Source organism: Vreelandella neptunia (assembly GCF_000712975.1).
Classification (GTDB): Bacteria; Pseudomonadota; Gammaproteobacteria; order Pseudomonadales; family Halomonadaceae; genus Vreelandella; species Vreelandella qaidamensis.
This window is the reverse complement of record NZ_JHQL01000001.1, coordinates 398,427-418,246: the sequence shown is the minus strand read 5'-3', so window position 1 is coordinate 418,246 and position 19,820 is coordinate 398,427. Positions and strand designations below refer to the sequence as shown.

The window sequence follows — 19,820 nt, the reverse complement described above, 5'->3', positions numbered from 1 at the left end:
TCCCTCATTTAAGGAAGGCGTATGCCCCTCAAGCAACGACACTCTTTATTGACCGTGGTGACGTTCACTAGCCTCGGGTTACTTGCAGCATCACCGCTACTGGCCTGGGATGGCGTCGTCGAAAAACAAACCTTCGAGATGCAAGACTTCACCACTCAAGGCGGCGAAACAATTCCCGAGCTTGCGGTGGGTTGGGAAGCCTACGGTGAATTAAACGACGCCCGTGACAATGCCATTTTAATTACCCATTTTTTCTCTGGCACCAGCCACGCAGCAGGTCGTTATGACCCGGATGGCGAGCCAACCGGCTACTGGGATGCCATCATCGGCCCCGGCAAACCACTGGATACCGACGAGTACTACATTATTGCGTCCGATACGCTGGTGAACCTCAACGCCCACGACCCCAATGTCACCACCACTGGCCCCGCCTCTATTAATCCAGACACCGGCGAACCGTGGGGAATGGACTTTCCTGTGGTAACAATCCGTGACTTTGTCGAGGTACAGCGTGCGTTGTTAGAGAGCCAGGGCATTGAATCACTCCACGCGGTCATGGGTGCCTCGATGGGGGCGCTTCAAGCGTTTGAATGGGCCAGCGCGTACCCTGACAAAGTGGACAGGCTGATTCCTGTTATTGGCGGCGGCGTTGCCGACCCCTGGTTACTGGCAACGCTTAGCGCCTGGGCAGCGCCCATTCGCTTAGACGCCAACTGGAATGAAGGCAATTACTACGATGGCGAGCCACCCACCGATGGGCTAAAAGAAGCGCTCAAGCTCGTCACCCTCAATGCCAATCACTGGCAGTGGGCCAACGAAACCTTCAACCGCGACTGGGCTGACGAAGAGCGCGATCCTGCTCAAGATATCAACGCCCGCTACGCCATTGAACAAACGCTGGATGACGTCGCCGCCGCCCGCGCTGAACTTTCCGATGCCAACCACCTGCTCTACCTGGTCCGCGCCAACCAACTCTTTATGGCGGGCCACGGTGATTCACTAGAAGAAGGACTGGCCGCCATCGACGCCCCAACGCTGATGCTGTACAGCGAAAACGACCTCGTCTTCGCCCCCGAAGGCGTACGCCGCACTGCCGAGCTGATAGAAGCCGACGGCACCGAAGTAACGCTTAAAACCCTGGAAGGCAACCGCGGCCATTTAGATGGCGTCGTCGCCATCGACCAAGCCAGCAAAACGCTGCGAGAGTTTTTGAAATAGCTTTTAAAATAGCTTTTGAAATAGTGAGTAACGCGCGGGCTTATTGAGAGCCCGCGCTTAAGAAATAGCGTTTTGAAATCGTTTGACTAGCCACACGCCAGCGACAAAAATGCTGGGAAGCGAAGAGCATTCACCCAGCGTATGATGATGCACTACTAGAGTCGCCCCAGAGGCTGTAGGGCATTAACGGCTCGCGTTTTCCTCAGCCACCTGACGAAGCGCATCGACAAGCACATCGGCTGGCTGGGCGCCAGAAATCAGGTAGCGTCCATCGAGTATAAACCCCGGCACGGCAGTGACCCCTGCCTCCATGAATTTCTGCTCTGCCTCTCGAACGTCGTCCGCGTACTGATCAGACCGGGCGATGGCCTCGGCAACGTCACCATCAAGCCCAACTTCAATAGCCTTCTCTCGTAGCACCTCTGGATCCGAAGGACGCTTGGCATCACCAAAGTAGGCCTCAAATAATGCCAACTGCAGCGCCGTCTCTCGGTTCTGCGTTGCGGCCCATGCAAGCACACGATGGGCATCGAAGGTATTATTCGCCCGGCGCTCCAGTGCACCACGGAAATTCAGCCCAAGTTCTTCGGCCACGGCCATAATCTCCCGCTGGGACTGCTCCATGCTGGCCGCGTCCTTGCCATACTTGCGGCATAAGTGCTCTAGGATCGGCTCGCCCTCGGGCGGCATATCCCGGTTGAGCTCAAAGGGCTGCCAGAAGAGTTCTACATCGATCTCACCATCAAGTATCTCTAACGCTTGTTCGAAGCGCCGATAGCCGATCGCGCACCACGGGCATGCTACATCGGACACCAAATCGACTCTCAACTTCTGCATGAGGACTCTCCTTGCTGGGTTCGGTCATCGGGGCTCAAACAGCGCCGAGCACTGGCTTGTAACACGAAACCCCTAAACGTAACCAGCCCAGACGACCACGCGCAGAAAACACTACTCGCCCTTTATTTCAGAAAAGTGGCCCGTTTTTTCCAAGGTGTATTCGCTAAAATCCCGCGCCAAGAAAAGCGAGCCTGAATAGACGCTTTGTGCTTCTTTGCGGATGTCCTCGATAGACGGCGACGCACTGGGGTTAAGCTGATAACGAGGGCTGAAGTGCGTCAGCACCAAATTAGGTAGCTTTATCGATTCGGCAAAAGCAGCAACAAGTTTGGCGTAGCTATGTCCCACATCGCCAGCCTTCTCAGCCATCCCTTCGGTATAGGTGGCCTCATGCACCAACACCTGCGCCTCTGCACACGCCTCGTTCAATAAGTCAGGCTGGTCATTGTCTCCAGCGATCACTACTTTCCTGGGCTTATTCTTAAAAATTAAGTAATCATTGCTTTTTAACTGCTCACCTGCAAACTCACTATCAACCCCTTGCTTCAACTGCCCCCACAACGGCCCTCTTGGAATCCCCTTTTGCGCTAGCTTATCCACGTCCAGGGCAGCATCAACCTTTCGCTCCGTAAATGCATAGGCATAAGACGCCACCCGATGTGAAAGTCCGAAGGTCTCAACCGCGATGCTCTCAAACTCAACGCTTGGCAGATCGTCTGAGGCGATAAACTCCAGGGCGAAAGGTAAGCATAGCTGCGTCACCTCACAGGTTGCCTCAAACCACGTTTGGATACCTGCGGGCGCAACAATAGTCAGCGGCGCTTTCCGGCCACCCATGGCGGCACTCGCCAGAATGCCCGGCAGCCCATAGCAGTGGTCGCCGTGCACATGGGTAATCAAGATGGCTTTCAACGAATGGAACGACAGCTTGGTATGTAAGACCTGATGCTGAGTGCTCTCACCACAATCAACCAGATACCAGCCCTTCCCTTTGCTTTCACGCAAAGCGATCCCAGAGACGTTTCTTTGTTTAGTGGGCACACCGGCGGAGGTGCCGAGAAAGAGTAGGTTCATGTGTTGCTCAAACCGGTAGCGGTGATACAGGTCATCCACTTGCGGGTAAATGGGTGCCGTTATTATAGTTTATTATCTTGCTCTGCAGCATATTGAGCGTAGAGTAAATCAGCAAAATCGGACTCATCAATGGCACCGATCACCAGGTCTTTGACTGCGTCAGCAAATAACTCATTATCAGCGGTAAGTTCGAAATCATTAAGAGACAAATATTCCAGGCCAACTGCCAAACCAGTTCGCTTGTTTGCATCTGGTAAAGAGTGGGAAAGAGCAATGGATGCTACATATTTTGCCGCAATCTCGAAAACGTCATCCAAGCCAGAGTATGCAATAGCATTGTCTACTCTACCTAACGCGCCTTGAAGCTTATTTATATCGGCAGCCCCTTTCATACCTGGCTCATGCTCAAGGATGAAGATATTTATCTCCAGAACACGCTCGAAAGGAAAGAAAATAAGGTTCATCACATATCAGCTAGCTTTTTGAAAGTTCGCTTATGCGTTCTGAGAACCAGCTTGGTTTCAGACTTAACAATTTGCTGGCCAGACTCACCGGAGAGATCAAGTTTCTTGCTGGCCACAATTTTAGGACGTTTAACAGCCTTAACGCCGTACGCTTCTATCTTTGTGTTCATGAGCACCTCCGAGCAATTGGGTAAGATTATACACCTGAGCCAGCATAAAAAAAGTTAATGAAACGACAGCTTGGTGTGCAACACCTGATGCTGGGTGCCCTCACCGCAATCGATCAGATACCAACCTTTCCCTTTGCTCTCGCGCAAGGCGATGCCGGAGACGTTGCGTTGCTTGGTGAGCACGCCTGCGGAGGTGCCGAGGAAAAGTAGGTTCATATCGCGTCCGTGCTTTCTCTATTAGAAACCTGAACCTAGTCTGGCGGCATACAGATTTCCAATAAGTTTGGTTGCTCAGCTTTTTACAACAGGATGCCAACGACAACAGTAGCAATCGTTAAGCGGCCTCAAAATCCAATGGCTGCAGGTCGTCCAAATTAATTGTGCTGCGAGCCATCCATAGGTCATACATATCCTGCATTAATAGCCAGCTCTCTGGGGTACGTCCGAGAACCTTCGACAAGCGCAAAGACATTTCAGGGCTAATGCCACTATCCCCTTTGAGCAACCGTGACAAGGTGGATGGTGAAACACCCAAGTTGGAAGCAAGCTGACGGGAGCTAATACCAAAAGGCTCTAGGTAAACTTCCCGAATAAATTCGCCAGGATGCGGCGGATTATGCATCGTCATTAGTGATAATCCTCATAATCAAGAATGTACGCATTACCATCTCGAAATTCGAACGTCATGCGCCAATTTCCGTTGACCCAAATTGACCACCGCGCTTTGTCTCTCCCCTTCAACGGGTGGAGCCTAAAACCGGGGATATCCATATCTTCTACTGACACGGCCGTGTCCAGAGCAGCAAGCTGCATACGCAATTTCTTGGCATGATCCGCTTGTATACCAGCGGTGCTGCCACTAGCGTAGAACCGCTTGAGTCCCTTGTGGCGGAATGATTTAATCATCAGCACATCATAGCGCGTTGCGCATCACGCAACAAGCAGATCTATATTATTTGAGTTACCCGAGCCTGAGCCAACAACTTACCCTTTCGGGATTTGGAGTAGCGCTAACGCTTTACTCACCGGAAAATGATGGGCGCCAGCGAGTTATTTTTCCGGTGCAGTAACTAACTTGTTAGCTGCCCTGTGGAAGGGCCGAAACTAATAGTGATAACGACACGAAATGATCGTAATCGCATTATCATCAACTGCGTAGACTAATCGATTCGTATCATCTATACGTCGCGACCAAAAACCAGCTAAGTTTTCCTTTAACGGCTCTGGTTTACCAATACCTTCAAAGGGTGAGCGTCTAGCGTCGTTTATAAGCTTGTTTATTCGTTTCAGCGTTTTTTTGTCCTGGGTTTGCCAATACAGGTAATCGCTCCAGGATTCGTCAGTCCATGACAGTAAACGACTACTCATCCATTAAGTCTCTATGGGTTACCTTACCTGCTTTGAACTGTTCAATTGAGCGATTCAAATGTTCAGCATTCGCCGGTGAGCGCAGTAAGTGCACCGTTTCCATCAGACTGTTGTAGTAGTCTAGCGACATAACAACAGCATCTTCCGAATCACGGCGAGTAATCACCGCTGTATCCGCGTCATTAACAACGGAATCTAATACTGCTTTCAAACTATTTCTTGCCTCTGTAAAAGATACAATTTTCATAGAGCCTCCACTTGTACGCTTTACAGGACAAGTATAGCCTTAGACCTTAACATGTACAATATGATGAACATGTCAGTTGTAGCAGCTAGCACAGAGCACACCGATGGTTTTTAGTCACCGTACATCATTCCCGAGTCACCGCACTTTCATTCCGAGTCACCGCACTGTCATTCCCGAGTGGGGTTATCGGGAATCCACCTTGACCTTGACCTTGACCTGCAGCAGCTCGAAATCCCAGGTCAACATGGATTCCCGCTAAGGGCCTGCGGGAATGACGAGGGCGGCTCGGAGGGCCTGCAGGAATGACGAGGGCGGCTCGGAGGGCTGGGGTAGAGTCATCTTCAGGCATTTATTACACAAAAAACCCAGCCCATCGGTTAATGCCAGTCAGCCTTAACTGAGCGATACACACACCAACTCCCCTCCAAACCACTGCTGTTTTAGCCCGCGCTGTTTTTCCAACAGGGCTAAGTACGGGCGTAGTGGGTGGTGGTCAGGCAACGTGAGATGCAGCTGGCGTAGGCGGCGTTGGAAAGGCAGCTGTTCAGCGGGTTGGTGCAGTGGCGTGACGTTTTGGGCGAGCCATTCGATACCAGGTAGTAGTAAATGCGTCGCGTCGCTGTCTAGGGCTAGGGTCACGCCTTTGGCGTCGAAGTCACCGGCGTAGAGGTGTGGCCGGTTGGTTTTTCGCCATGCTTTTTTCAGTTCGGCAAAGCCGCCACCGTAATGGCTGTCGCCCCGGTAAACCACCAGCGGGTTAGCGTAACCGCTAAGCGCTGCTATCTCTGGCGAAAACACGTAGAAGCTATCCAAGTTTTCCACTTGGACGAGCGCGCCAAACACCGCCAGCTTCAAGCCGCTTACATCAACATCGCGAATGCTGCGCGGCTCTGGCGCAAGCCACGCCGAGGGCTGCGGTGACAAGTTGATCAGCACGCGTTTTGCGCGTGGGCCTTCGCGGCGGCTTTTATCCTCCTCAACGCCTTCTGCCGCCTGGGCGGCACTGCTTAAACCACTTAACGAGCGCCCTAGCGGTGCCAAACGGTCACTCTCCAGTATATTGTTGATTTGCGCCATTAGGGTGGCGTCAAAGCGCAGCGTTTGATTGGAAATTCGCTTGGTCAGATCTATATCTTGTTGGCGGCACCACGCCACCACATCTTCGACCCATTTGCCTCGGGATTTTTCTACCACGGGCTGGCGGTTAAGCTCTCGAACAACACTGTTGAGCCCGGCACGGGCGCGGCCTGATAACGTCATATCGCCACCGCTAGTGCGACGTCATGAATCAGGCGCAGATCGTTAAATGGGCTGGCCGGTGATTCGTCTTGGTGTAGACGAAACGCTTGCTGCTCGCTACGCGGCAAGCCCTGGTATTCGGAGATCACCTGAAACAGCCAAATTTCATCGGGCCAGTCGAGGTGACTGTCATACAGATAAGCGAGGGCGCTAATCGGCTCGGCGGGGGGCTGATCTAACACCGCGAGGTAAAAGCGTTCCACATCTTGTTTAAGCGCCTGCTGGCGAGCAGCGGCAAGGTCATCTTCCGGCGTGAGCGCAGCCACTGCCGACTCGACGGTGTGCGTAGCATGGCGCGGGGTTGGCAATTCATGCAGCAGTTCTGCCAGCACGCGGCTTTCTAGCGCCCGGTCTAGTGCTGGCGCAGCGGCGGCATGTAACGGCGCAGCGTGGTTGAATAATGCAGGTACGTCGCTGCGTTTAGCGTAATTACTCGGCACAAAGCCTGGATGTTCGCGCATAAACGCGACCATGCCGCTGATCAGGCGGCTGCGTGCCTGCTGTTTGCGAAAGCGTGCCATTAGCTCAATTAACCGCCGCTGCACTTCCCGCAGGCTGGTGTAATGGTGGCTTAAGCGCTGCTGTAGCTGGCTGATCAGTAGCTTGCGCAGGCTGCCATCGCTACCAACTAACGCAATCAGCTCGTCGAAATCAATCAGTGCCAGGCCATCCAGCAACCTAACAATTTGTTTTTGGGCGCGGTCGTTTTCGCGGATCTTATCGCTCAACTGGCTAACAAAGCCGAAATCGCTGTTGAGTCGTTGCCAGAGGCTATCAATAGCATCGGCAAAGCGCCCGTTTAGATCGTCCACTTCCTGACGCAGGCGTAGCAGCTGCTGCTCCTGTCGCCAATGCTCACCTTGGCTGCGGGCCTCACGGTAGCTGTGCACCAACGAGCGCACTAGCTCAAGAGTTTCCGCGACATCGGCATTTACATGGCGGCGGGTTTCGTCGGCGAGCATTTCAGCGATCAGGTCGCGCACCTTGGGAGAGAGCTTTACCCCGCTCTGCTCATCTGGCCGCCATAACACCCGAGCGGCCAACAGCTTGCGCAGCGCACTGTCGTTGAGGCCGTCTAACGGCACGTCATCGCGGGTGTAGCCCTGCATCAGCCGTTCGGCGTGCTTGCCCAACAGCGCCAGCCGTTCAGCACCGGTTTTCAGTAGGCGGCTTTCCAGTTCGCTCACAGCAGCGTCTCCTGGGCACCCTCTTCCCGCTCCGCGTCGATGGGCAAGTTTTCCTCATCGCGGATAAAGCGCACCACCTCGATCAGGTAATCAATTTTACCGGTGACCACAAACACCTGACGCTCTGCGTGGGGCTGAAGCAAGTAGCCATGCTCTTTCAAGCGCTTAAATAGCTGCTTTACCTGGGCATCTAACTGGTCGCTCTGGGAGCCAAAGAAGCTGTCCGTGGCTAGCCGTTCCAGGCGCTCGCGCAGGCTTTGGTTATCTTCGCACTTAGCGCTGAACTCAGCGGGCTTGAGCACATCGCTAGGGGCCGCCAAGGTGTCACGGCCTAGCGCTTCTTGAACTAGCTGCAGCCATTCCAACAATGGCAACAGGCTGTTGACCGTGTCACTCAGCTGGCGCGATAGCTGCTCCCGAGCGGTTTCATTAAGCTGTCGCCAGGCTAAAAAGTAGACACTGCCTTCATCATTGCTCGCCAGCCTGCGGTTGAGCGGTCGCAGGTAGTCATCAATCGCGTCGCGGGTCTCTTCATTTGCCAAATGGCGGAAGGCGTTGTCATCACTGACGGCGCAGACAAACTCGCCAGCCAGCAAGCGTTCCAGTAGCGGGCCGTGTTCGATCATGCGGTCACCTCTTGCTGACGCTCCTTGATCCGCTGTGCAAGCGGACTAAGGCGCGGCTCAATACGTTTTAGCAGGCGCTGGTTGGGCTGGTTAGGGTCCCGCTCAATCAGGTAGCGATTAGCGAACAACAGCAGCACATCCGACTCTGGGTTGGGGAAAGCACCGACAATATGGATGCGGTTGCTGTCACAGGCGTCAAATAACTTTTCGACATTGTGATAAGCCAGCGTGCCGATTTCATCAATCGGCCAATGGATAGCGATTTGCGCATCCCCCCGCAGCAGCCGCGTAAACGCCAGCAGAAACTTACACAAAATCAGGTAAGCCATGCCATGGCTGGAAGACTCCAACAGCTGGCGGTCGTTTTTGATCACCAGATCAGTGCCACCTTCGTTTAGGTGCAGTTCAAGTCGCAGCAGACTTTCGAAGCTGTACTGCTGGTCACTGCGCAGTAGGTCAACCACATCGGCCAGTGCATTAAGGTAATCGTCACTGGGCAGCTCCTGGCCGGATTCCCGCCATGCTTTGTAGCGCTGGGCGAACAGCTTTAAAGGCTCCCAAAAGCCCAGTTCATCAATCGTCGATTGAATGCGCACTTCCGCTTTGCTGATGCCTTCTAGGCGCAGGTCATCCGCCACTTCGTCGGAAAGCCGACGGCTCTGGGCGCTGATTCGGCGGTTTAAGTCGCGGAAGACAATAAAGAATTTATCCAGGTCATCGCTTAGGTTGCGCCCTTCCTGAATCAGCTGCTGCTGTTGATCTTCTAACAGTTTTAGCATGTCGCGCAGCAGCGGTAACACCAGTCGCGGGCTGTCATTTGGCAGCTTCTCGCGTTCGCTTTGCAGTGCATCGGCAAAGCCACTGCTGGCATCTTTAATCAGTTGGCTTTCTACCTCCAGGCAGCCCCGACGCAGCTGCTCAAGCTGCTGATGGCGACTGGTTAGCGCTTGGCGCGCACGCTCAATGCGCTCCTCCATGTCACCTACGACATCTGCTAAGGGCGCACCCTCTGAAACAATGTCCAAACTTTCCAACTGGGTCAGCAGCGGCTTAAGGGCTTCTACGCTGCTGTGGGCATTTGCGCGCTGAATTTTAAGCTCATTAACCGCTGATTGATGCGCGTCGCGTGCGGCATGGAAGTCGTTTTTAAAGCGCGCTTTTTCACGTTTCAACTGCTGGTCAAGCTGCACAAGCTCCGCTTCCTGAGCCACCAGTTGGGGCTTGTGCTGGCTCCACTCTACACGCATAAAACGTTGGTACTCGGTGAGCTCTTCCTGGCGAGCGGCGACCTTACGAATGCGTTCGTCCTGGTTCGCCAGGCGCTCTTTAGTCTCTTTTAGCTTGGCGGGGTCTACGCCCTGGTCGGCCAGCTCCTGACTAAAGGCTTCTTCCAGTTCCGTGCGTTGGCGCTGATGTTCCTCGTTGGCATCGTTGAGCTGCTGCTTGTACTGGCGTAGCTGCGCCTCCAGGCTATCCAGCTGGTGTTGCGCATCGGCTTTTAACTCCAGCAGCTGGCTCTGATGGGTTTCGGCAAGCTCGGCAAGCGACTGGCGTTTCTCTTCGCGCAGTCCGGCCTGGGCCTGCTCCTGGCGAGCCAACGCCGCTTGGTGCTCCGCCCGGCGTGCCTGCTGGCACTGGGTATGGCGCTCTTGCTGCTGACGGCGAGCCTCCAGGGCATACTCCACTTCCTGTTCGGCCCGTTGATAGACCAACCGCGCCTGATCTTGCGCCTCATCCGCCTGCTGAACCCGTTCGTTGTGCTGCTTTAGGGCTTTTTCGGCAGCGGTACACTCCGTTTGGGCGCGCTTTTTGACACTATCTGCCTCTTCAATCGCCGCCAGCAAACTGGCTTCGTCCTGGGCGTAATCCGGCAGTGCAATGGCACTTAGGTCCAGCACTAGCCCGAACAAGTCGCCGCTAGCGCTTTCAGCAAGCTGCGGGGCGAGGTCTCGGCGTTCAAGCAGTTCTGGCGCAATGACCTTGCCAAGCTGCTGTTCCCAGCCAGGCCGGTGGTAACGCAAAAAGTGGCGCAAGCTGCCCTGCTCTGGGTCGCGCTGTTGATAGAGCACGTAGCAGTGCTGTTCGGCCCGCTCGCGCTGCTGACGACACTGCACCAGCTGCTGCTCGGCGGCATCGCGCTCACGCTTGTGGCTTTCAAGCTCGCGGCGCAGAGCTTCCAACGTGGCGGCGGCGACGCTGCGTTCCTGCTGTGTTTGGTCTAAACGCGCTTGGGCAAGCTCGGCTTCTTGAACTTCTTCAGCAGTTTGGGTGGGCATCGCCAGCTGCGCTTTTAATTCGGCTAGCTGCTCAACACCCAGTTCTAACTGCGCTTGATACTCACCTTCTAGCCGTTGGCGCTCTTGCTGATAGCGCTCGTTATGCTGCTGTTCGGCTTGCCACTGTCGCTCTCGGCGCTGGGCTTTTTCCTCGACCAGGGCATCTATCAATTCCTGATTTTCTTGAGTTTGGCGGGCAAGTATTTCGGAAAGCTCGCGTAACCGGCCATCTAAGCGCGCCTGGCTCTCTTTTATCGCCTCTTGCATAAAATGCAGATGCTGCTGGAGCTGATCACGCTGTTCACGCCACTGGGGCAAGGCGTTGATATCGCGCTCCAGCCCGGCCATGTCAGCATCGGCGTAGTGCTCGAACTGAGTTTGCAGATCATTCAGGCGGCGCTGAGTGTGCTGCAAGTCGCTTGCGACTTCACTGCGGCGGTCGTTCAGCTCATCGCGCTGCTGGGTATAGGCATGTTCACGCTGTTGGAACTCTCGCTGGTGGCGGTTTAACTCACCATCCAGGTCCGCAATGCGCTGCTCCGCCTGCTGATGATCGGCGCTTAGCTGGGGCTTCAACTGCCAAAGCGTGGTCTCTAGCTGGGCCAGTTCGCGGTCGATGCCGCCAAGTTTGGTCAACGCGGCCTGCAGTGGCTCCAGGCGCATGGATTGGCGCATCTGGGCAATCCACTCCCGCGCTTTGGCACTGCGAATGCGGGTGACCGGCAGCTCCACGCCATCCTCTTCGAAAATTGCCGCCAGCATGGTTTTGAGGGTGTCCATCTTGCCCTCTTTCGCATGCACCGCAGAGACCAGCTTTTCGATATGACGGATACGCCGTTCAGGGTTAACTAGGCTAAATTGCGCTGCGATTTGGCGCAGCTTTAAGCCATCGCGGCTATTACCGTGAAGCTGGGTGAAGTCGTTTTGGATCACCGAGCGAAACTCGGAGGTAGCTCCCAGCTTGGAAGAGACAGGAATCCCGCTGCTACGCAGCCCGCTAGACCACTGTGGGTACTCCAGCGCCAAGGGGCCTTTTTCAGTGTCGATCAGATAGTCTTCTGGCCGATAAGGGGCACCGACAAAACGGTACTCCACGCCACCTTCTTGCTTGCGCGTCAGAACTACTTGGCAAACATTGCCTGCTTCGCGGCGGTATTCGTAAACGAGATAGCTTTGACGAGTGGGCAAATAGAAGGCATCAAACTTCATGCGGGTTTTCGGCACCACCTTGTTGGGCAGCTCGCCGTAAAACACCGGCACTAACCGCTGAAGCGTGGTTTTGCCTGACGCGTTGGTGCCACAAATATTGGTGTGGCCATCCACATTGAGTTCAACCACTCCCGACAAGTGGCCGTGAATCATAACGATGCGTAGCAAATGCGCCATGCCGTGTCCTTGATCGTCAAACGTCCGAAAACGCTATCTTGCCAGACCTAGCGCAAAGCGGCATCTGTTCACATGTGAACTATTCATTCACAGGATTTATCAACGTCGGACACGTCTCCAGCTTTTTCTTCAATTACTTTTTCAATTACTTCTTCAATTACTTCTTCGCCGTTCAATCGCCCACACTGCGCACTACGAAGTCTCTGGCGACACCGATATGGTAATCAATCGCCTCACGGCAAGCCTCGGCGCTGCCGCTACCCAATGCATCGAGCAGCTGGAAATGGCTAGTGGCAATGGTATCGGGGGCTTCGTGGGTTTTGGTAATCAGCGTAATGCACAGACGAAGTTCGTGGGTTAAACCATCAAAGGCCCTCAGCAGCCGCTCGTTGCCTGCATGATGAAGCATTAACCGATGAAACTGCAGGTCTTCTTCAATGCGACGTGTTCCATCATTGCTGGCGGCCGCTTCGCACAACGTGTCTACCTGCTGTTTTAAGGCGCGCTCAGCCTCGCTGCTATAGCGCTCTGACAAGCGCTGGATAGCATGGCGCTCAAGGCATAGCCGCAGATCGAAGACATCCTCCAATTCAACGGCATTCAACGCTCTGACAAAAAAACCTCGCCTTGGTTTTGAGACCAAAAGCCCACGACTTTCCAGTAAGCGCGCAGCCTCACGAACCGGTGCGCGGCTGACGCCTAAATCCCGGGATAGCTGCACTTCTGACAGCCGCTCACCGGGCAAAAAGTGTTGCTGGATAATCGCTTGCGTCAAATAGTCAGCCACCTGCTCAACAAGGTTTTGCTGTTGAATAAAGCCACCGGGAGCCACTGAGGAAGAGACCATAGAGTCTACTCTTATTAAGTATTACGTATTTTTAGTATGACGCAAAAAAGCATTCTGTCGACGGCCGATTGCCGACTGTCGACAGTTTTACAAACCACTGCTATGTTCAAAAAGGTCTCGCCTAACGACCACAACAACGATTTATAACGGCAACTCATAACAACGCTCTATCACAACAATCACAACTGGGCTGTTTTGTATCACGCCTCGCTCGCCTAACGACAACGTAAATCTATTACGTGCTAATAACCGAGGAGCAGGAAACATGAAGACACCACTGGCTTTGGCAATTTCCGCTGCAGCATTCGCTTTTTCGTCGGCCGCTCTATCAGACGACCCGAAACAGGGCGGCACTGTTAACACCATTATTCAACCAGAACCGCCAGGCTTAGTGTTGGGGATGGTGCAAAACGCCCCTACACGCACCGTGGCAGGCAATATCTATGAAGGGCTGCTGCGCTACACCACAGACCTGGAACCCATGCCGCAGCTCGCAGAGTCATGGGAAGTCAGCGACGATGGCCGCACCTATACTTTTCATCTGCGTGAAGACGTCACCTGGCACGACGGTGAGCCCTTCACCGCTGACGACGTGGTATTTTCTGCCGATGTTTTCCACCGCGAGCTGAACCCCAGTGCGCGGGCCGTTTTACAACATGTGGAAAGCATCGAAGCAACGGATGACCACACCGTTGTATTTACCTTAATCGAGCCCTTCGGCCCGTTCCTGATCTCCTTTGAAGCAGGCACCTTCACTATGGTGCCTGAACACCTTTACGCGGATACAGACTTCCGCAACAACGAACACAACGACCACCCGATTGGCACAGGCCCTTTCAAGTTTGCTAATTGGGAACGCGGCACCGTCATTGAGCTGGTTAAAAACGATGACTACTACGAAGACGGGCTCCCCTATCTAGACGGCGTCAACTGGCACATCATTCCAGACGGCGGCTCCCGCGCTGTCGCCTTCGAGAATGGCTCCATCGATGTCCTGCCAAGCGGCACCGTTGAGAACTTCGATATTCCGCGCTTATCCGCCATGGATAACGTCTGCATGACGGAAGAAGGCCACGAATATTTCAGTCCCTTCGCCATGCTGTGGATGAACAACCGTGAAGGCCCCACCGCCGACAAACGCTTCCGCCAAGCGGTGATGTATGCCATGGATCGTGAATTTGCCAAAGATGTGCTGTGGAATGGCTTAGGCAATGTGCCGCTCTCAGCCTTTGGCTCCAATGCGCGTTTCCAACATGACGGTTTAGAGCCTTACGATCACAATCCAGACCGTGCCCGTGAGCTGTTGGAAGAAATGGAGTATGACGGCGAAGAAATTACCATTCTGCCACTTCCTTACGGCGAAACGTGGACCCGCTGGGCTGAAGCTGTACAACAGAACCTGCGTGAAGTGGGTATTAACGTAAGAACCCAAGCCACCGACGTAGGCGGCTGGAACCAGCGCCTGGGCGACTGGGATTACGATCTCGCCTTTACCTACCTGTTCCAGTATGGCGACCCAGCGCTGGGCATTTCGCGCACCTACCTTTCCGACAATATTGCCAAAGGCTCACCCTGGAATAACGTAGAAGGCTACGAAAACGAGCGGGTCGACGAGCTGTTTAACGCTGCGGCCACGGCCTTCCCTGATGAAGAGCGTGAAGCGCTATACCGTGAAGTGCAGGAGATTCTCCACGAAGACGTGCCTGTCGGTTGGTTGATGGAGCTTGGCTTCCCTACCCTTTACCGCTGTGACGTAAAAGACCTCGTGACCTCCGGCGTGGGTGTTAACGACGGCTTCAAAGATGCTTGGCTAGACCGCTAGTTTTAGCCACAGCCCCACCCAGGTAGCGCCAGCTGCCTGGGTGCTTCAGCCATGTCATGAAGGTGTCGGTCAGGAAGGTGTCTATGGTTTACGCTCGCTTGATAGTGATGCGGCTATTGAAGGCCGTTATCGTATTGTTCTTAATCGTTATTTTTAACTTCTTTCTTATTCAGATGGCCCCCGGAGACCCTGCGGCGATTTTAGCCGGTGAGGCGGGCGCGGCTGACCAGGAGTTTCTCAACCAGTTACGTGAACGCTTCGGACTTGATCAGCCGATATATGTGCAACTGTGGCGTTACGTATCAGGCATTGCCATGCTCGATTTTGGTTACTCCTATCGGCTTGGTGTACCTGTTTTTGATCTGATTATGGATCGCTTACCCGCCACGCTGTTGCTAACCGGCACGGCGTTTGTGCTCTCGCTGGTGCTCGGCATAGTGGCAGGTTCCATGGCAGCGGCGCGGGTTAAAAAGCCCTCTGGCTCGCTAATTATGGCGCTGGCCTTAGTGTTTTATGCCACGCCCTTGTTTTGGGTAGCACTGATGTCGGTGGTGGTGTTTTCTGTTTATCTTGGTTGGCTGCCCGCTTATGGTCTTTACACGGTTGGCGCGGGCCACACTGGCTTTGCGCTTGTGCTGGATGTCGCCAAGCATTTAATACTGCCTGCCACCACGCTGGCGCTATTTTTTATGGCGATTTATACCCGTATGACGCGCACCTCAATGCTCGATGCAGCCCAGCAGGACTTCGTTAAAACCGCCCGTGCGAAGGGTTTAAAGCCTAGCGTCATTCAGCGCCGACACATTCTGCGCAATGCCTTACTGCCGATTATCACCCTGGCAGGCTTGCAGGCTGGGCAGATGGTTGGTGGCGCTATTCTGACGGAAACCGTATTTGCTTGGCCGGGTATTGGGCGACTGATGTTTGAAGCGCTACAGCAGCGTGACTACAACCTGTTGCTGGGTATTTTCTTCTTCTCAGCGGCGTTGGTGATTGTCTTCAATATTCTTACCGACTTGGTTTACCGCCTGGCTGATCCGCGCATTAAGGGGGCCTCATGAGCTTTTTCGCACGCTTTGCGCAAAACCGTGGTGCCCTGGTAGGGCTGATCATTCTGCTATTGATTATCGCCATGGCGATTCTTGCTCCGCTGCTATTTCCTGAGTCTCCCTGGCGCATGGTTCAGCGTCCCTTTTTGCCGCCGCTTTCCCAGGACGGTTTTCTGCTGGGCACCGATACCATGGGACGCAACGTGGCTGCAGGGTTAATGCATGGAGCCTGGGTGTCGCTGCTGATTGGTTTGGTATCCACTAGCGTTGCCCTACTAATTGGCGTGCCGCTGGGAGCGATTGCGGGCTACTACGGGGGGCTGATTGACGACGTACTCATGCGCTTTACCGAGTTCTTTCAAACCATCCCCAACTTTGCCCTGGCAATTGTGCTAGTGGCAATTATGCAACCCAGCATCACCTCCATTGTGCTGGCAATTGCGCTGGTCAGTTGGCCCCCGGTTGCCCGTTTGGTAAGGGCTGAGTTTATGTCGTTGCGGCACCGTGAATACGTTGAAGCGGCTCGCTTGGTTGGCCAAACCAATAGCACCATTATCTTGCGTCAGATTCTGCCTAACACGCTGTCGCCAATTATTGTGTTGGCGTCGTTGATGGTCGCTACCGCTATTTTGCTGGAATCAGCGCTGTCGTTTTTAGGCTTGGGCGACCCCAATGTGATGTCCTGGGGCTACATGATTGGCGCAGCGCGTACGGTTATTCGCCAAGCGTGGTGGCTGAGCTTCTTTCCTGGTGTAGCGATTCTGCTCACCGTTCTAGCATTGAACTTAGTCGGTGAAGGGCTAGACGATGCGCTTAACCCCAAACTTTCCCGCGAGCGCTAGGAGCCCCTTCATGACGGTCACTACCGATTCTAAAAAAGAGCATCCATCAGCTGAAACAGTACTTAGCATTCGTGACTTAAGTGTGGCGCTACCCAAAGGGGCCGACCGAGCCTTGGCGGTGGAAAACGTTAGCTACGACGTTAATCGCGGCGAAATCATGTGCGTGGTCGGGGAGTCCGGCTCAGGTAAATCCATGGCTGCTAACACTGTGATGGGACTGCTGCCTAAAGGCGTTCGCCCCGTTCAAGGTGAGGTCAACTTTCTGGGACAAGACGTTATCTCCCTCACCGAGAAGCAGCATCGCGCCCTGCGCGGCCTTAAAATCGGCATGATTTTTCAGGAACCGATGACTGCGCTTAATCCGTTAATGCGGGTCGGTGCCCAAATTGCTGAGGTGTTCGAAGCACACGGTCAATTAACCCCCAAACAACGGCAAGCGCGCGCTCTGGAGCTGCTGATTGAAGTCGGTATCCCGCAGCCAGAAAAAGCCATTAGCGCTTATCCTTTTGAGCTTTCAGGCGGCCAGCGGCAACGCGTCATGATCGCCATGGCATTGGCCCTTGAGCCCGTACTGTTAATCGCCGACGAGCCCACCACCGCGCTGGATGTGACTACCCAGGCCCAAATCCTTGAGCTTATTCGTGATCTGCAGCGCCGCCGTGGTATGGCGGTGATGTTTATTACCCATGATTTTGGGGTCGTGGCTGAAATTGCCAACCGCGTTTGTGTTATGCGCCATGGTAAAATTGTCGAAATCGGTGAAGCAAAAGAGGTGCTGGAAAATCCACAAAATGCTTATACACAAGCACTGATTGCCGCCATTCCCAGCAATGCTGTGCCACCCCACCGTGAGACAAGCCAGGTGGCCCCACTGCTAGAGATCAAACAGCTAAATAAAGTCTTTCGTTCACGCGGGGGATGGTTTAAAACGGCCCGCGAAGTTCGCGCGCTGGATGATATCTCGCTAACCTTGGCGCGCGGCGAAACTATCGGCATTGTTGGCGAATCGGGGTCGGGGAAATCTACCCTTGGCCGCTGTGTGGTGCGTCTTGAACATCCAGATAGCGGTGAACTGCTGCTCGATGGTGTTAATCTTTCACAGCTAAAGGGCGATGCATTGCGTCGTGAACGCCACCGCGTGCAGATGATTTTTCAGGACCCCTACGCCTCGCTTAACCCACGTACTCGGGTCGGCATGGCGATCGCACAAGGGCCTATGGCCAATGGCACCCCCAAAGCCACTGCCCTGAAACAAGCGGGGGAATTGCTTGACCTAGTGGGTCTTGGCGCAAGCGCCGTGGAGCGCTACCCCCATGAGTTTTCCGGCGGGCAGCGCCAGCGCATTGGCATTGCCCGTGCGTTAGCGTTAAATCCAGAGCTTATTGTGGCAGATGAAGCAGTCTCAGCACTGGATGTGTCTATTCAAGCCCAGGTGCTTGAGCTGCTTGAAGAACTGAAGCAACGGCTTTCGCTTTCACTACTGTTTATTACCCACGATTTACGGGTAGCTGCGCAAATTTGCGATCGCATCGTGGTAATGCAGCATGGCCGTATTGTTGAGCAAGGCAGCGCTGAACAAATATTCCTTCAGCCAAAAGAAGCCTATACCCAGTCGCTGCTTGATGCGATTCCTGGTCGTCAAGCGCCGGTGGCGGCTACCGCCTAATCACTGAATCGTTAACCTCTTTACCAAGGAACACCCATGCAGATAACCCTGGAGGCGCTGCGTAAACTTGTTGGTGCTGCCCATGTGCTCACGGGCAATGATGTCACTAGTCGCCGTGTTGACTGGATGACCGGTGCGCCCTGCCAGGCAGGCGCCATTGTGCGCCCGGCAGATACCGAACAGTTAGCGGCTGTTATGCAGGCATGCCACGCGCTTAAACAGCCAGTGGTAACCCACGGCGGCTTAACCGGTTTAGTGCATGGCGCGGAGGCTAGCCCAGGGGAGCTGGTCATTTCCCTGGAGCGCATGACCGCTATTGAAGAAATTGACCAAGTCGGTGGCACCATTACCGTGCAAGCCGGAGCGCCACTTCAGCGGGTACAGGAAGCTGCTAACGAGGTTGGCCTTCAGTTCCCGCTGGATTTAGGCGCACGCGGAAGCTGTACGATTGGCGGCAATATCGCCACCAATGCTGGCGGTGTGAGGGTGATTCGCTACGGCATGATGCGCCAGCAAGTACTGGGGCTGGAAGCAGTGATGGCCGACGGGCGTGTTGTCAGCTCCATGAACCGCATGCTGAAAAACAATGCAGGGTTTGATTTAAAGCAGCTATTTATTGGCAGTGAAGGCACCCTTGGGATTATTACACGCGCCGTGCTGCGGCTACAGCCGCCTACTCCTAGCGAGCAAACGGCGCTGGTGGCCTGCCCCTCGTTTGACGCGCTCACCGGGCTATTAAGCCATATGGGCAAAGCGCTTGGGGGTGGCCTGGGTGCGTTTGAGGTAATGTGGCAAAACCACTATCGCCTGCTCACTGAAACCCTGGCGAGGCACACGCCCCCGATCCCAGCAGAACACCCCTTTTATGTGATTATCGAATCACTCGGCAACGATGAAACCCACCATGCAGAGCAATTCCGGGCAGCGCTTGAACAGGCATTTGAACAAGACTTAGTCGTCGATGCGGTGATTGCCCAATCAAGCGCACAAAGCGATGGTCTCTGGGCGATACGAGAAGATATTGAAGGGCTCATCAAGGGGCTGGCACCCATCTTTACCTTTGATGTCAGCCTGCCCATTGCCGATATGCAGCGCTATACCGATGCCTTAGAGAAGCAACTGGTACAACGCTGGCCAGATGGCCGCTTGGTGGTATTTGGCCACCTTGGCGATGGCAACCTGCATATTTCTGTTAGCGTTGGCAGCGATGCACCAGAAGAGCGCCATGCGGTAGAAACACTGGTTTACGAGCCACTTAAAGCACTAGGAGGCTCTGTTTCAGCGGAGCATGGCATTGGTTTAGAAAAACGCCCCTGGCTTAGCACCTGCCGCTCTCAGGCGGAAATTGAATTAATGCACACACTCAAGCAGGCGTTTGACCCGCACCAGCTGCTTAATCGCGGTAAGATTTTGAGCTAACAATATTCACTATTCTCTTAGGA

The 19,820-nt window shown here is 54.3% G+C and carries 19 protein-coding genes and 1 pseudogene; 6 read left to right on the top strand and 14 right to left on the bottom strand.

Annotation, left to right across the window (positions count from 1 at the left end):
• Nucleotides 1-21 precede the first annotated feature (21 nt).
• Entirely contained in the window at nt 22-1,218 is a 1,197-nt protein-coding gene (locus tag CR46_RS0101915) for an E22 family MetX-like putative esterase (RefSeq protein WP_030069610.1), read from the top strand.
• 183 nt (nt 1,219-1,401) lie between these two features.
• Here the strand turns inward: CR46_RS0101915 and CR46_RS0101910 are convergent, their stop codons facing one another.
• The 14 genes and pseudogenes from CR46_RS0101910 to CR46_RS0101840 all read right to left on the bottom strand — a co-directional run bounded on the left by CR46_RS0101910 (nt 1,402) and on the right by CR46_RS0101840 (nt 12,999).
• Complete coding sequence (locus CR46_RS0101910) at nt 1,402-2,055, bottom strand: DsbA family oxidoreductase (RefSeq protein ID WP_030069608.1); 654 nt, start codon at nt 2,053-2,055, stop codon at nt 1,402-1,404.
• 111 nt (nt 2,056-2,166) lie between these two features.
• Nucleotides 2,167-3,129 carry a ribonuclease Z gene (locus CR46_RS0101905; protein WP_030069606.1) on the bottom strand — a complete coding sequence of 321 codons (963 nt, stop codon included), beginning with the start codon at nt 3,127-3,129 and terminating at the stop codon, nt 2,167-2,169.
• Between the two features lie 62 nt (nt 3,130-3,191).
• The gene (locus CR46_RS0101900; RefSeq protein WP_030069604.1) at nt 3,192-3,593 is read right to left on the bottom strand and encodes a type II toxin-antitoxin system death-on-curing family toxin; all 402 of its coding nucleotides are present in this window, start codon (nt 3,591-3,593) and stop codon (nt 3,192-3,194) included.
• On the bottom strand, nt 3,593-3,763 hold the full coding sequence (locus CR46_RS0101895) for a hypothetical protein (protein WP_030069602.1): 171 nt from the start codon (nt 3,761-3,763) through the stop codon (nt 3,593-3,595). The genes CR46_RS0101900 and CR46_RS0101895 overlap by 1 nt, the downstream gene beginning before the upstream one ends.
• Before the next feature lie 57 nt (nt 3,764-3,820).
• Nucleotides 3,821-3,979, bottom strand: a pseudogene (locus tag CR46_RS18280) (MBL fold metallo-hydrolase); the annotation flags it as partial.
• Nucleotides 3,980-4,097: 118 nt separating this feature from the next.
• Nucleotides 4,098-4,391 carry a HigA family addiction module antitoxin gene (locus CR46_RS0101885; protein ID WP_030069600.1) on the bottom strand — a complete coding sequence of 98 codons (294 nt, stop codon included), beginning with the start codon at nt 4,389-4,391 and terminating at the stop codon, nt 4,098-4,100.
• On the bottom strand, nt 4,391-4,669 hold the full coding sequence (locus CR46_RS0101880) for a type II toxin-antitoxin system RelE/ParE family toxin (RefSeq protein WP_030069598.1): 279 nt from the start codon (nt 4,667-4,669) through the stop codon (nt 4,391-4,393). The genes CR46_RS0101885 and CR46_RS0101880 overlap by 1 nt, the downstream gene beginning before the upstream one ends.
• A gap of 198 nt (nt 4,670-4,867) precedes the next feature.
• Entirely contained in the window at nt 4,868-5,131 is a 264-nt protein-coding gene (locus CR46_RS0101875) for a Txe/YoeB family addiction module toxin (protein WP_030069596.1), read from the bottom strand.
• Complete coding sequence (locus tag CR46_RS0101870) at nt 5,124-5,378, bottom strand: type II toxin-antitoxin system Phd/YefM family antitoxin (RefSeq protein WP_030069594.1); 255 nt, start codon at nt 5,376-5,378, stop codon at nt 5,124-5,126. Before CR46_RS0101870 ends, CR46_RS0101875 begins: the two co-directional genes overlap by 8 nt.
• A gap of 393 nt (nt 5,379-5,771) precedes the next feature.
• Entirely contained in the window at nt 5,772-6,638 is an 867-nt protein-coding gene (locus CR46_RS0101865) for a DUF7281 domain-containing protein (RefSeq protein WP_030069592.1), read from the bottom strand.
• Nucleotides 6,635-7,864 carry a hypothetical protein gene (locus CR46_RS0101860; protein WP_030069590.1) on the bottom strand — a complete coding sequence of 410 codons (1,230 nt, stop codon included), beginning with the start codon at nt 7,862-7,864 and terminating at the stop codon, nt 6,635-6,637. The genes CR46_RS0101865 and CR46_RS0101860 overlap by 4 nt, the downstream gene beginning before the upstream one ends.
• Entirely contained in the window at nt 7,861-8,490 is a 630-nt protein-coding gene (locus tag CR46_RS0101855; protein WP_030069589.1) for a condensin complex protein MksE, read from the bottom strand. The genes CR46_RS0101860 and CR46_RS0101855 overlap by 4 nt, the downstream gene beginning before the upstream one ends.
• Nucleotides 8,487-12,152, bottom strand: coding sequence for an ATP-binding protein (locus tag CR46_RS0101850; RefSeq protein ID WP_030069587.1), 3,666 nt, complete (start codon nt 12,150-12,152; stop codon nt 8,487-8,489). Before CR46_RS0101850 ends, CR46_RS0101855 begins: the two co-directional genes overlap by 4 nt.
• A gap of 172 nt (nt 12,153-12,324) precedes the next feature.
• Nucleotides 12,325-12,999: a GntR family transcriptional regulator gene (locus CR46_RS0101840; RefSeq protein ID WP_030069585.1), complete on the bottom strand. Its 675-nt coding sequence runs from the start codon at nt 12,997-12,999 to the stop codon at nt 12,325-12,327.
• 265 nt (nt 13,000-13,264) lie between these two features.
• On the opposite strand from CR46_RS0101840, the gene CR46_RS0101835 reads away from it, so the two are divergent.
• The 5 genes from CR46_RS0101835 (at nt 13,265) to CR46_RS0101815 (ending at nt 19,797) form a co-directional block, all read left to right on the top strand.
• A complete protein-coding gene (locus CR46_RS0101835; protein ID WP_030069583.1) occupies nt 13,265-14,821 on the top strand; it encodes an ABC transporter substrate-binding protein in 1,557 nt (518 codons plus the stop codon).
• Nucleotides 14,822-14,904: 83 nt separating this feature from the next.
• Entirely contained in the window at nt 14,905-15,882 is a 978-nt protein-coding gene (locus CR46_RS0101830) for an ABC transporter permease (RefSeq protein ID WP_030069576.1), read from the top strand.
• The gene (locus CR46_RS0101825; protein WP_030069574.1) at nt 15,879-16,712 is read left to right on the top strand and encodes an ABC transporter permease; all 834 of its coding nucleotides are present in this window, start codon (nt 15,879-15,881) and stop codon (nt 16,710-16,712) included. The genes CR46_RS0101830 and CR46_RS0101825 overlap by 4 nt, the downstream gene beginning before the upstream one ends.
• A 10-nt stretch (nt 16,713-16,722) precedes the next feature.
• Entirely contained in the window at nt 16,723-18,378 is a 1,656-nt protein-coding gene (locus tag CR46_RS0101820) for an ABC transporter ATP-binding protein (protein ID WP_030069572.1), read from the top strand.
• 36 nt (nt 18,379-18,414) lie between these two features.
• Nucleotides 18,415-19,797, top strand: a complete 1,383-nt coding sequence (locus tag CR46_RS0101815) for an FAD-binding oxidoreductase (RefSeq protein ID WP_030069570.1) — start codon at nt 18,415-18,417, stop codon at nt 19,795-19,797.
• Nucleotides 19,798-19,820 lie beyond the last annotated feature (23 nt).